Below are 13,234 nucleotides of genomic sequence, written 5' to 3' on the forward strand. Positions count from 1 at the left end.
CGATCAGCAGGCCGGTCAGCCGGTGAACGGCCAGATCAGCGGCACGTAGAACACCGCGACCACGAAGAACAGGATCATCAGCGGCCAGCCGAAGCGCGCATAGTCGCCGAAGCGATAGCCGCCGGGCTCCATCACCATGAGGTTCGCCGGCGTCGCGACGGGGGTGAGGAACGCCGCCGCTCCGGCGATCGTGAGCGCCATCAGGAACGGCAGCATCGACGCATCCATCGCGGCGGCCAGAGCGACCGCCACCGGAGCCACGATGAGCACCGTCGCGGTGTTGCTGATGAGCTGCCCGAGCACCAGCGTGATCAGCACGATCACCGCCACGGCCGCGTGCGGTCCCGCGTCGCCCAGGAGCGAGCGGAGCCCGTCGGCGATCAGCTGCGCGGCGCCGGTCTCCTGGAAAGCCGTGGAGAGGGGGATCATTCCCGCCACGAGGATGACCGTCGTCCAGGAGATCGCGCGGTAGGCCTGAGTGATCGAGACGACACGGGTGAGGATCAGTGCTCCGGCGGCGAGAAGACCCGCGATGGCGGCCGGCACGATCCCCGTCGCGAGCAGCACGATCATCGCGACCAGGATCACGGCGGTGCGCTTCGCCCCCGTCCCGAGAGGCACCGAGCGGCGGAGGGTGAGTGGGGCGTCGACGACCAGCACCTCGTCGCGCCTCGACGTGTGCCGGTGCAGGTCGTCCCAGGACCCGTCGAGAAGCAGGGCGTCGCCGGCCTGCAGATCGGTGCCGGACTCGTCCAGCGCCTCCTGCCCACGCCGCACCCCGAGCACGACGAGGTCCCCGGAGGGTGTGCACATGCCGGGGAACACATGCAGCCCGATCAGGCTCGAACGCGGGGGTACGACGACCTCGGCGACCCCGCGCGAGGCGGACACGAGCGCCCGGTCGGGAGAGAGGGCATAGTCGGCCCGCAGCGTAGACGCGAGCCGTTCGAGATCGATGGGCGCGGAGGCCGGAGTGCGCTCCGGCAGCAGCTTGTTGCCGAGGAGCAGGATGATCGCGAGTGTGCCGACGAGCAGCGGGAGCCCGGCGAGGGCGAACTCGAAGAAGCCGAACGGCCGGGCGCCGTTGTCGGTGGCGACCTCCGACACGATGATGTTCACCGGGGTGCCGGTGAGGGCGAGCATCGACCCGGCATGGGCCGAGAAGGCGAGCGGCATCAGCATCTGCGAGGGGCGGATACCGGCGCGGGCGGCGACCACGACGACCAGGGGCAGGAGCGACGCGACCGAGCCGTTCACGCTGATCACGGCCGTCATCGCGGCGGTCAGCAGCCCGATCGTGAGCAGCAGGCGTCGACGGCCGGTGCCGGAGCGGGCGACGACCTCCTGCCCCGCCCACGCGATGATGCCGGTCGATTCGAGCGCCTCGCTGACCACGAACAGGGAGGCGATGAAGAGCACCGTCGGGTCACCGAATCCGGCGAGAGCCGACCCCAGATCGAGCACCCCGGTCAGGTACAGAGCCACCGAGACGCCGACGGCCACGACGCCGAGCGGGATGCGGTTGGAGACGAAGGCGATCACCGCGCACAGCAGGATGACGAGGGTCGCGACGATCGGGTCCACGGCCCCACGATAGGGCGCGCTCCGGATCGCGGCGACCCCCCTAGTTCTAGGGGGTGTGCTTGCAGGAGCTTCTCGCTCGACACGATCATGGGGGCTATGGCTGCGCAGAAGTCGGTGGGTGCCTCGGATGCCGAGAGCAAAGGGTTTCTGAACTGGATCGAGAAGGTCGGCAACAAGGTGCCGGATCCGACGATCATGTTCGTCTACCTGATCGGCCTGATCGCGGTGCTCTCCGCCATCCTGTCCTGGATCGGGGTGTCGGTCACGGACGACGTCGTGATCCCGGTCCCGAAGGACGAGTTCTCCCAGGTCAATGAGCGCTTCGGCGGCAACTGGGAGGTCTACGACACCACGACCGGGATGCCCGCGGAGATCCCCGACTACACCATCGAGGAGCAGACGTTCGAGGTGCGCAACCTGCTCTCGATCGACGGCATCCGCTTCTTCTTCTCGTCCTTCGTCGACAACTTCGCCGGCTTCGGTGTGGTCGCAGTCGTGCTCATCGCGATGGCCGGTGTCGGCGTGGCCGAGCACGCAGGACTCATGGGGGCGATGATCCGCCGCGTCGTCAAGGTCGCACCGCGTCGGTGGCTCGCGTTCATCCTGATCTTCGTCGGTGTGCTGTCGTCGGTGGCGACGGATGCCGGGTACCTGATCCTGGTGCCGCTCGCCGCCGCCGCATTCCTCACCGTCGGGCGGCATCCGCTCGCGGGTCTCGCCGGCGCGTTCGCGGGTGTCGGAGCGGCCTTCGGCGCGAACCTGCTGATCACTCCGAGCGACAGCATGCTCACCGAGATCACGAACGAGGTGCTCACCAGCGCCGGGATGCAGCCGATCGAGGTCACGCAGAACTTCTACTTCGGGATCGTGTCGACTTTCCTGCTGACGGCGGTGGCGCTGATCGTGACCGTCCTCGTCACCGAGAAACGGCTCGGTACCTATGACCGCAAGGAGATGACGATCGCGGACGAGGCCGAGAACGTCGACCACGATGCCGAAGCCCGCGGGCTGAAGTTCTCGTTCTGGGCGCTGCTGGGCTTCGTCGCGCTGATCCTCGTGCTCACCCTGCCGCCGGGGGCACCGCTGCGCGACCCGGAGACGGGCGACATCATCGGGACGACGCCGTTCATGGCGAGCCTGGTCTTCATCATCTCGCTCGCGTTCCTCGTGTGCGGTATCGCGTACGGCGCCGGGGCGAAGACGCTTCGGGGCGGCTCGGCCGCGGTCGGGGCGATCGCGAAGACGTTCGGGAGCCTGGGCGGCCTGCTCGTGATGTTCCTGATGATCGCCCAGTTCATCGCCCTGTTCAACTGGAGCAACCTGCCCACCGTCGCCGCCATCTCGGCCGCCGAACTGCTGGAGCAGGCGAACGTGCCCGCGATCGTGCTGCTGCTCGCGTTCATCGTCGTGATCGTGATCCTCGACTTCATCCTTCCGGGCCTGGTGCCGAAATGGGTGATCTTCGCACCGGTCTTCATCCCGATCTTCGCGTCGCTCGATGTGGCGCCGCAGACGCTGCTCGCGGCCTACCGCGTCGGCGATTCGCCGGTGAACGTGCTGACCCCGCTCATGGTCTACCTGCCGTTCATGGTGACCGTCGCGCAGCGATACAAGAAGGAAGCCGGGATCGGCACGATCATCGCGCTGATGATCCCGTATGCCGTCTGGATGCTGCTGTCGTGGACCGCCCTGTACGTGGTGTGGTTCCTCCTCGGCATCCCCTGGGGGCCCGGCTCGCCCGTCGACATGGTCGGCTGAGCACGCCCCGCTCGGCACGCCGCGACACGGACGGCGCCATCCACCAAGAACTCGCAACGACGAACACTCGCAACGAAGAACCGCAACATGAGGAGCAGAGCCCATGGACCGCAGACCGAACAAGCTGATCCCCGCGGATCTGAAGACGACCCCCGGCCTCGACGCGCTCGACGCCGTGGACGTGCAGGTGGGAGAAATCGGCGCAGATGTCGAGGCCCTCGGGGTCGGGGTGTACTCCGACGGCGACGTTCCGGCCGGATTGGGATTCGACCGCGCAGGCCTCGAAGACGCGGCCTTCACTGCGGCTCCCGGCACGTCGCTCCTCCTGCCCCGCGCCGGGGAGCCCGATCTGGTGCTGGTCGGACTCGGCGCCCGTGACGACGCGGGGGTGCGGGGGCTCCGCGACGCCGCGGCCACGCTCGCCCGTGCGGCATCGCGGCGCGCGACACTGGGGCTGCGGATCGAAGACCTGGCGGGTGTGGACGCGGCCGACGCCGTGCGGGCACTCGCCGAAGGTGCCCTGCTCGCCCGGTACCGCTACACGGTGCTCAACGGCTCCTCGAAGCACGTCCCGCTGTCCGTGTTCACGATCGACGTCCCCGGGGCGAGTGCCGCTCCGGTGGAGGCCGCCCGCAATGCAGCCAGGGCCGCCGTCGTCGCCCGTGACCTGGCGAACACGCCTCCCGGACACCTGACCGCGGTCAACATGGGTGAGATCGCCGTGGAGCTCGGCGCCCGTTTCGGATTCGAGGTCGAGCTCTTCGACAAGCAGGCGCTCATCGATCTCGGCTGCGGCGGGCTGCTCGGCGTGAACCAGGGCTCGGTGGAGGAGCCTCGCATGATCAAGCTGGTCTACACCCCCGACGGCGGAGGCACGCGGCATCTCGGTCTCGTCGGCAAGGGCATCATGTACGACTCCGGCGGCATCAGCCTCAAGCCCAGTGACCCGATGCATCTGCTCATGAAGATGGACATGGGAGGGGCGGCCGCGGTGCTGGGCGCGTTCGTCGGGCTGCGCGACGCCGGGGTCGGGGCCAAGGTCTCGGGCTGGCTGATGTGCACCGACAACATGCCCTCGGGTACGGCGTACAAACTCGGTGATGTGCTCACCGCGCGTGGAGGCACGACGATCGAGGTGAAGAACACCGACGCCGAGGGGCGGCTCGTGATGAGTGACGCGCTCGTGCTCGCGAACGAAGACGAGGTGGATGCGATCATCGATATCGCCACCCTGACCGGCGCCGCGCTGGTGTCGCTCGGGGCCGCGACCGCGCCGGTGTTCGGGAATGATCAGGCGACGGTCGACCTGGTGCGCGCGGCCTCCGAAGCCGTCGATGAGTCCGTGTGGCAGCTGCCGCTGGAGCAGAAGTACCGTAAGCAGCTCGACTCCGAGATCGCAGACATCGCGAACCTCGGTGGTCCGTTCGCCGGGGCGACGACCGCAGCCCTGTTCCTGGCGCACTTCGTCGGCGACACCCCGTGGGCGCACCTCGACATCGCCGGCACGATGCAGACCGAGAAGGATGACTCCTGGCGCACCGCCGGGGCGACCGGGTTCGGGGCGCGGCTGCTGCTGGAGGTCGCGCGGACGTTCCCACCGGCATCCTGACGCCGACGAGGCCGCCCCTCCCGCGACACAACTTCGGAGATCGAGGACGACACGCCGAGGATGGCGGGCGACGGCCGGCGTGTCGTGCGCGATCTCCGAAGTTGTGCTCGAGAGCAGGGAGCGAGGTCAGGCGGTGGCGAGGACCGCCTTGGCCGAGGTCGTGCGTCGCAGCGTCACCGCGAGCGTCGTGGCGATCAGCGACAGCACACCCCAGACCACCAGTGCCGCGACCGCCGAACCGCTTCCGGCGATCAGCCCGGCGAACGCGGGAGCCGTCGGGAGGGCGGCGCCGATGCTGGAGAGCCACCCGGGCACGGTCGAGATGAGACCGGTCGCGACGGCGAGTACCCCGACGAGCGCGGAGATCCAGCGTCCGACGCCGCCGAACAGTGCGACGAGTGCCTGGTTCACGGCAGCGAACGCCACGCCGGCGAGCACTGCTGTTCCGGCGAACGCCCACCACGCGGCGGCGTCGTAGCTCGCCACGATCTGCACGATCAGCGACACCAGCAGCCCCTGTCCCGCGCCGATCAGGGCCGCGGGTGCGAACGCGCGCAGCGTCAGCGCGGCGGACGAGCGTCGGGAGGTGAGGGTGCGCGCCGTGTGGGCGCGCATCACGATGAAGGTGGCGAGTCCGCCGAACCACAGCACGACGGCGGCGAGCAGCGGGATCGCGGTCGGACCGAAGATCGTGTCCATCGAGGAGTTCGACGAGACGGGATCGGCGATCACCGAGGCGAGCGACTTCGAGTCGCTGTCGCTGAACGAGGGGAGCGAGTCGGATGCCGTGCGCAGCCCACCCGCGAGGTCGCCGGTTCCGGTCGCCAGGGTGTCGATCCCGGTCGCCAGTTCGGTCGTGCCGTCGGCGAGGGCGGTCGCACCGTCGGACAGCTGAGTCGCACCGGTGGCGATGCCGCGGGCACCGGTGGCGGATGCGGCGATGCCCTGGTCGGCGAGCTGCGTGAGCCCACCGGACAGCTGTGTCGCCCCGGCGCCCGCCTGGGTCATGCTCGAGGCGATCGTGCTGAGCGAGCTGGGGAGGGCGGCGATTCCGCCGGCGACCTTCGGGCTGTTGAGCACACCGGAGGCGGTTCCTGCCGAGGTCGCCACGGCACCCGCGTCGGTCGCGAGCGAGGTGTACAGGGTGCAGGCGGCCGGGTCGGCGACGGGCTCGGTGCAGGCGGCCTTCTGCAGCCCGCCCAGTCTCTGCGCGAGAGCGGCCGACCCGTTCGCTGCGGACTGCGCCGATGCCGAGGCGCCTTGGATTGCTCCGACGAGCTGCTGCGTGCCGGCGACGCTCTGCTGCAGCTGGTTGCCGCCGCCGGTCAGCCCCGAACCGATCTGCGCAGCACCCGCCGCCGCCTCCCGCGTCTTCCCGGCGATCGTGTCGAGTCCCGTGGCCAGCGACGATGCTCCGGAGCCGAGTTCGCCCGCGCCCGAAGCCAGCTTCGTGGCGCCCTCGGGGATCGCCGCGGCACCGGTCGCGGCATCCCGTGCACCGTCGGCAAGCTTCAGCGCGCCGTCTGCCGCCTCACCGATCTGGTCGCCGATCGTGGTGAAGCCGACCAGGATGTTCTCGGTCGTCGCCTCGGACAGCATGGTGCCCATGGTCGAGGCGGCGACGTCGGCGATCTGGCCGGTGATGAGGTCGTCGGCGACGAGGCCGTCGTCCGGAGTGGTCACGGTGATGGTGGCCTGCTCAGCCTCACCGCCGCCGTCCGAGATCGCCTGACCGGCCGAGGTGGCCGCGGCGGAGAACTCCTCCGGGATCGTGATGACCGCCTGGTACGAGCCGTCGGCGAGACCGTCGGCCGCATCCTCTTCGTTCGAGATCACCCAGGTCAGGTTCGAGTCGAGGTCGTCCGACCCTTCGACGAGACCTGCGGCCAGCTGGCGTCCGAGCGGGGTGGCCTGGTCGTCGATGGTCACCGGCTCGTCGAGGTTGACGATCGCCGCGGTCATCGAGTCCAGACGCTCGGTCGGGTTCTGCAGGGCCGCGACCAGGATGCCGCCGACCGCCGCGGGGAGCAGCAGCACGCCGAGGATGGTCAGCCACGTGATGGGCTTGCGGGAGCGCGCGCGCTCGATGGGGAGGGTCATGCGGTCACCTCGGTGGGTTCTGCGGCGCTCCGGCGAGGAGCGCGCGTGTCGAGAGTTTCGGGGGCGGGCCAGCCGGCCTCCGCGAGGGTGGTCCGTGCTACGTCGGCATCGGAGGCGGTGGCGAACACCGCGAGCGTGCGGGACGCCGCGGCATCGCGCAGCATCGCGGCCGCCTGGTCGCGCTGGCCGCCGGTCAGGCGATCGATCCCGTCGATCACGACGATCTGCGACTTTCCGCGCAGCGCCTCGGCGAGATCGGCGAGGGCAGCATCGGCGTCGTCGACCAGCACGCAGCCGACGTGCGAGCGCACCCACGCCCCGCGTCCGGGCAGCAGATGGCCCGCGACGCGGAGTCGGCCGTCGGTGGGCGTCACCCGGCCCGCGATCGTGAGTGCCAGTGCCCGTCGGGCCCGCACATCGCCACCGGTCGCGACGAGCGCTCCGCCTTCCGGGATGCGCAGGGACAGGTTCTCGACGATCGGCGCATCGGCGCTGATGTCGAGATCGTCGGCGGCGACGACCGAGCCGTCTCCCGGCCACTCGGCCAGGTGTCGTTCGCGCTCCACGGCCTCGCCTTCGACATCGACCCGCGGGAGGACCTTCTCCAACCAGGCCGGCAGCTCCCAGGCGCGCTCGCCGAGGATCGCCATGAGGGCGGGGATCAGCGTCATCCGCACCAGGAAGGCGTCGATCGCGATGCCGGCCGCGAGCCCGAGGGCGATGGGTTTCAGCGATGAGTCGCCCTCGGGTACGAACGCCACGAAGACCGCGAACATGATGAGCCCCGCGGCCGTGACGACCTTGGCCGAGCCGGTGAAGCCGCTGCGGACGGTGCGCAGCGCGGCAGCGCGGCGCGTCGCCCGATCGGGGCTCTTCGAGTCGGGGTCGTGAACGAAGTCCTCGCGCATCCGCGAGACGAGGAACACCTGGTAGTCCATTGCGAGACCGAACAGCACGCCCATCAGGATGATCGGCATGAAGCTGATGATCGGTCCGACCTTGGCGACGTGCAGCAGGTCGGCGAACCAACCCCACTCGAACACGGCGCCGACCACGCCGAATGCGGCGACGATCGAGAGCAGGTAGCCGGCGGCTGCGGTGATCGGCACCCACAGCGAGCGGAACACGATGGTGAGCAGGATGAGCGAGAGCCCGATCACGAAGATGCCGAAGGGCAGCAGCGCGTTGCCGAGCTGGTCGGAGATGTCGATGCCGACGGCGGTGAAGCCGGTGACCTTGAGGTCGATCCCGAACTCATCGAGCCATTCGTCGTGGTGGCTCCGCAGCTCGCGGACGAGGTCCGCCGTCGCCGGGTCATCCGGCGCGGTCTCGGGGATGATCTGGACGATGCCGGTGTCGGCGGTCTCGTTCGGGGTCGCGAGCGCGACCTCTTTGACTCCGGGAACCTCAGCGACGGCATCCCCGAGGTCTTCCATCAGAGTGAGCGGGTCGGTCGAGGTGACGATCGTGCCGGTGAGGATCATCGGGCCGTTGAAGCCGGGTCCGAACTCCTCGGCTACGAGGTCGTAGGTCTGACGCGCCTCCGAGTCCTTCGGCAGCACGCCCGCGTTCGGAAGTGCGAGGTTGAGGCTGAGTGCCGGGACCGCCACGATGCCGAGGCCGATCACGACCGCCAGCGAGACCAGGATCGGGCGTTTGGTGACGCCGTTCACCCACCGAGCACTGCCCTTCGCGCGGACGGGGGCTGCGGACGCATCGTCGCTGTCGGTGTTCTTCTTCTTCGCCTTCGGCGCGCGTCTCGGACGGCCCACGACCTTCCCCTTCATGAAGCCGAGGAAGGCAGGCGTCAGCGTGACCGCGATCGCGACGGCGACCGCCACAGAGACGGAGGCGGCGATGCCCATGGTCGTCAGGAACGGGATGCCAGCGAAGCCGAGACCGATCAGCGCGATGAGCACCGTGACGCCGGCGAAGACGACGGCCGACCCGGCCGTGCCGACGGCTCGCGAGGCGGATTCTTCGGGGTCGACGCCTTCGCGGACCTGGTCCTGATGTCGCGCCATGATGAACAGCGCATAGTCGATGCCGACCGCGAGTCCGAGCATGAGCGCGAGCAGGGGGGTGGTGGAGGACACGGTGGCGAAGGCGGTCGCGGTGAAGATGCCCGCCATCGAGATGCCGACGCCGAGGATCGCCGTGAGCAGTGGCAGGCCGGCCACCACGAAGGAGCGGAAGGTGACGATCAGCACGAACAGCGCGATCAGGAGGCCGACCGCCTCGGTGAGCGTGACGCCCGGGATCGAGATCGCGAAGAGGTCGCCGCCGAGCGAGGTCTGCGCGCCGTCGGGGAGTTCTGCGTCGAGGTCGCTCACCACGGAGCGCAGCGCATCCTTCGTTTCGTCCGAGACGTCGGTGGATTCGCCGTCGAACTGCACGCGCACGATGGCCGCCGTGTCCTCGTCGTTGATCATGCCCTCGACCATCTCGTCGTAGGGAGAGGTGGCGGCGAGCACGCCGTCGAGGTCGCCGAGTTCGTCGACGGCATCCTCGATGTGGTCACGGTAGTCGTCGTCCGTGATCTCGTCACCGTCGGCGGCCACGACGATGAACTGGGCGTTGGTCCCGCTCACCTGCGGGAACGAGCGCGAGAGCTGCTCGAGACCGGCCTGCGATTCCGTGCCCGGGATGGAGAACGTGTTGTCAGTGCCCGCTCCCAGTACGAGTGCTCCGGCTCCGGCGATGCCGAGCGCGAGCAGCCAGGACACGAGGACTCGCCACGGGTGCCGGAAGGACCAGCGGCCGAGCGAGGACAGGAGTGTGGACACGCGTTCCTCCGAGGGGTGCTGATCGGATACACAGGTGTATCCGATACATACATGTATCGTAAATTGACCGGTGCGTCGGAGTCTGTGTGCCGGGTGTGAATCGTGCGAGAGTGAGGGTCAGGAGGTTTCGATGTCGACACCCGCAACCCGCAGTCGTGAGAACACGCGCGCCCGGCTGCTCGAGGCAGCCGCGCAGGTCTTCGCCGAGGTCGGTCTCGATGGCGCCTCGGTCGAGGCCGTGTGTGAACGAGCCGGCTTCACCCGCGGCGCGTTCTACTCCAACTTCGAATCCAAGGACGAGCTGTTCCTCATGCTCGCCGCGAGCGTCTCCGAGGTGCGCGTGAGCGGAGTGCGCACCCGCGTCGAGGAGCTGACGGCGGAGGGTGCCCTGGTCGAGGGGTGCGATCCCATCGAGCTGGTGCAGCAGATCATGGAACTCGGCGGCGACGATCGCCTGGGCGTGATGCTGCTGAGCGAGATCCGCATCCGTGCCCTACGCGATGCGAAGTTCGGTGAGGCCTACCTCGCGCAGGAGAGCGAGATGGTGTCGAGCATCGCGCAGATCATCGACGACATCGTCTCGGTCAGTGCGCTGAAGTTGCGTCTGCCGGCCGAGACCGCGGCGCGCATGCTCATGATCCTCTGGGAGGGCATGACGGTGCGCGGAGCGATGGCGGGCCAGGATGACGCGCAGTTGCGGCAGGCCGGCAGCGAGCAGCTCGGCCGGCTCGTGCAGCTGATCATCGAGTCGTAGGCGTCTCGGCCGTCGTGGATCCGCTCAGCGTGCGGTCGTCATCAGCTCGTGGTGGCAGCGGGCGAGTCGGGCGAACCACCATTCGCGGCGCTCGTCGGCGGCTGCGAGACGGGTGAGCGCCGCGGCATCGGGGGTCACACGGCCTACCGGGATCGAACCGTCGACCGGACGGAGATCGGCCACGTCGTCGAGGAAGAGCGAGGCGGTGCCGAGTCCGCAGTCGTACTCGAGTGTCGGTAGGGCTGCGGCGAGAGCTGCACCCTGAGACAGACCGACCGCCGTGTCGAGCGCGCTCGAGACCACGACCGGGAGCCCCGCCGCCGTGACGATCTGCAGTGCGTGCGTGATGCCGCCCAGCGGTTGCGCCTTGATGATCAGGAGGTCGGCGGCACCGGCGCGGGCGACGGCGAGCGGGTCGGACGACTTGCGCACGCTCTCGTCGGCGGCGACCGGGATTCCCATGTACTTGACCCGCTTGCGCAGATCCGCGAGTTCCGGAACGGTCGCGCAGGGCTGCTCGACGTACTCCAGGTCGTACTCGCACAGCGCGTGCACGGCGTGCTCGGCCTCGTCGACGTTCCAGGCGCCGTTGGCATCCACGCGGATGCGCCCTTCCGGTCCCATCACCTCACGCACGGCGCGTACCCGCGCCACGTCGTCTGCGAGGCTCTGACCTGGTTCGGCGACCTTGACCTTGGCGGTGCGGCACCCGGGGAACCGCTCCAGGAGATCGGCGACGCGGGTGGCATCCACCGCGGGGATCGTCGCGTTGACGCCGATCCGATCGCGCACCGGCGCCGGCTGCTCCCGCCACGCGAAGTCGATCGCCGCAGCGAGCCAGGTTGCGGCCTCGGTGTCGTCGTACTCCGTGAACGGCGAGAACTCCGCCCACCCCTGCGGTCCCTCGAAGAGAAGCGCCTCCCGCACGTCGACTCCGCGGAAGCGGCTGTGCATCGGGAGTGCGACGACCCTGGCCGAGTCGATCAGGTCTGCGAGCGGCGGGATCATGTGCCCATTCTGCTCCGTGGAGGTCTCCGTTCGTGGTTCGCCTCTCGGGTGAGTCGCCCCGCCGCGCCCCTCTGCCGAATGCACGGCTTGCTGCTGAGTGCACGGCTTGTCCACGCGACGAAGCCGTGCGCTCGACGCGAAGCCGTGCGCTCGGCGATCGGGGGCGGGAGGAAGGAGGGGGCGGAGGGGCGCGGGGAGTGGGTCAGCCATAGATGTGTGGTTGACAATGGTGTGTGACGCACAGTAATGTGATCGACATGAACGAGACACTCGACACGCACCTGCAGGAACTGCGGCGCGGCACGGTGGTGCTCGCCTGCCTGCAGCTGCTGCGCGCGCCGGGTTACGGATACTCGTTGCTCGAGCAGCTGGAGCAGCGAGGCTTCGCGACCGACGCCAACACGCTCTACCCGCTGCTCCGTCGACTCGAGAAGCAGGAGTACCTCACGAGCGAGTGGAACACCGACGAGGCCAGGCCCCGCAAGTTCTACCGCACCTCGGATGCCGGCATCCGCCTGGCCGACACCCTCACCGACGAATGGCGGTCGCTCACCACGGCGATCGCGTCCCTCACAGCAGAGGAGAACTGACATGACCACGACAGCCACGCTCACCGAGCGCTACATCAGCGCGACCATCCGCAGCCTCCGTCCCGAGGCCCAGGACGACGTCCGCGCCGAGCTCGAAGCCTCCATCGCCGATGCGATCGAGGCGCGGGTCGAGCAGGGGGAGGCGCCGGATGACGCCGAACGCGCCGTCCTCACCGAGCTCGGAGACCCCGGAGTCCTCGCTGCCGGGTATGCGGATCGCCCGCTCTACCTCATCGGCCCGCGCTTCTATCTGACCTGGTGGCGGCTGCTCAAGCTGCTGCTCACGATCGTGCCGGTGTGCGTGCTCGGAGCCGTCGCGCTGGGGCAGACCATCTCCAACGCCCCCGTGGGTGAGATCATCTCGACCTCGATCCTCGCGACCGGTGGCGCGATCCTGCACATCTGCTTCTGGACGACGCTCGTGTTCGTGATCCTGGAGCGCAGCGGCAGTGCGACGGCGATCGAGAAGTGGGACGTCGACCAGCTGCCGGAGCCGACGGAGAAGGGAGTGGGGCGCAGCGAGCTGATCGCCTCACTCGTCTTCCTCGGCATCGCGATCGGCGCTCTCCTGTGGGATCGCTACCGCGGCTTCGTGCACGTGGACGGCGAGGCGTTGCCGATCCTGAACCCGCAGCTGTGGCCGTGGGGGATCGGCGTCCTGTTCCTGCTCATCGTCGCGGAGGCCGTGTTCGCGATCGTGCTCTACCGCCGGGGGCGCTGGAGCACCGGACTGGCCGTGGTGAACACGGTCCTCGCCGTCGCGTTCCTCGCCTGGGTGCTCGTGCTGCTGTTGACCGGTGACCTGGTGAATCCGGAATTCCTCGCGCAGGTCACCGCGGCCGGCGGAGAAGGATTCGCGGCAGGGCAGGCGGAATCGGCCGACGAAGGCGGGGTGTTCCGCATCCTCGCCGTGCTGCTGGGGTTCGGCATCGCCGTGGGCGTCGGCTGGGACATCGTCGACGGCTGGATGAAGACGGTCCGCGCACGTCGTCGCTGACCAGTGCGGTCGAGGAAGCGCCGTCCCGGTCGGGGCGGCGCTTCCTGC

General features: G+C 69.1%; 9 protein-coding genes. 5 read left to right on the forward strand and 4 right to left on the reverse strand.

Going from position 1 to position 13,234, the window contains the following annotated elements:
* Positions 1 to 15 precede the first annotated feature (15 nt).
* A complete protein-coding gene (locus ACFC14_RS09665; protein ID WP_376103499.1) occupies positions 16 to 1,584 on the reverse strand; it encodes an SLC13 family permease in 1,569 nt (522 codons plus the stop codon).
* A 96-nt stretch (positions 1,585 to 1,680) separates the two neighbouring features.
* Here ACFC14_RS09665 and ACFC14_RS09670 point away from each other — a divergent pair, with 96 nt between their 5' ends.
* Both ACFC14_RS09670 and ACFC14_RS09675 read left to right on the forward strand, forming a co-directional pair.
* Positions 1,681 to 3,342, forward strand: coding sequence for an AbgT family transporter (locus ACFC14_RS09670; protein ID WP_376103502.1), 1,662 nt, complete (start codon positions 1,681 to 1,683; stop codon positions 3,340 to 3,342).
* 103 nt (positions 3,343 to 3,445) lie between these two features.
* Complete coding sequence (locus ACFC14_RS09675; protein ID WP_376103505.1) at positions 3,446 to 4,951, forward strand: M17 family metallopeptidase; 1,506 nt, start codon at positions 3,446 to 3,448, stop codon at positions 4,949 to 4,951.
* A gap of 126 nt (positions 4,952 to 5,077) precedes the next feature.
* Here ACFC14_RS09675 and ACFC14_RS09680 read toward each other — a convergent pair whose 3' ends face one another.
* Both ACFC14_RS09680 and ACFC14_RS09685 read right to left on the reverse strand, forming a co-directional pair.
* Positions 5,078 to 7,051: a YhgE/Pip family protein gene (locus ACFC14_RS09680; RefSeq protein ID WP_376103508.1), complete on the reverse strand. Its 1,974-nt coding sequence runs from the start codon at positions 7,049 to 7,051 to the stop codon at positions 5,078 to 5,080.
* Entirely contained in the window at positions 7,048 to 9,837 is a 2,790-nt protein-coding gene (locus ACFC14_RS09685; protein WP_376103511.1) for an MMPL family transporter, read from the reverse strand. The genes ACFC14_RS09680 and ACFC14_RS09685 overlap by 4 nt, the downstream gene beginning before the upstream one ends.
* Positions 9,838 to 9,967: 130 nt before the next feature.
* Between ACFC14_RS09685 and ACFC14_RS09690 the strand changes: the two genes are divergently transcribed.
* Positions 9,968 to 10,591 carry a TetR/AcrR family transcriptional regulator gene (locus ACFC14_RS09690; RefSeq protein WP_376103514.1) on the forward strand — a complete coding sequence of 208 codons (624 nt, stop codon included), beginning with the start codon at positions 9,968 to 9,970 and terminating at the stop codon, positions 10,589 to 10,591.
* Positions 10,592 to 10,615: 24 nt separating this feature from the next.
* Here ACFC14_RS09690 and ACFC14_RS09695 read toward each other — a convergent pair whose 3' ends face one another.
* Positions 10,616 to 11,599, reverse strand: a complete 984-nt coding sequence (locus ACFC14_RS09695) for an o-succinylbenzoate synthase (protein WP_376103517.1) — start codon at positions 11,597 to 11,599, stop codon at positions 10,616 to 10,618.
* Positions 11,600 to 11,856: 257 nt separating this feature from the next.
* Here ACFC14_RS09695 and ACFC14_RS09700 point away from each other — a divergent pair, with 257 nt between their 5' ends.
* Both ACFC14_RS09700 and ACFC14_RS09705 read left to right on the forward strand, forming a co-directional pair.
* Positions 11,857 to 12,189 carry a PadR family transcriptional regulator gene (locus ACFC14_RS09700; protein ID WP_136042940.1) on the forward strand — a complete coding sequence of 111 codons (333 nt, stop codon included), beginning with the start codon at positions 11,857 to 11,859 and terminating at the stop codon, positions 12,187 to 12,189.
* Position 12,190: 1 nt separating this feature from the next.
* Complete coding sequence (locus tag ACFC14_RS09705) at positions 12,191 to 13,186, forward strand: permease prefix domain 1-containing protein (protein ID WP_376103520.1); 996 nt, start codon at positions 12,191 to 12,193, stop codon at positions 13,184 to 13,186.
* The last annotated feature ends 48 nt before the right edge of the window (positions 13,187 to 13,234 follow it).

The organism is Microbacterium sp. NPDC055988, from assembly GCF_042269505.1.
Lineage (GTDB): Bacteria > Actinomycetota > Actinomycetes > Actinomycetales > Microbacteriaceae > Microbacterium.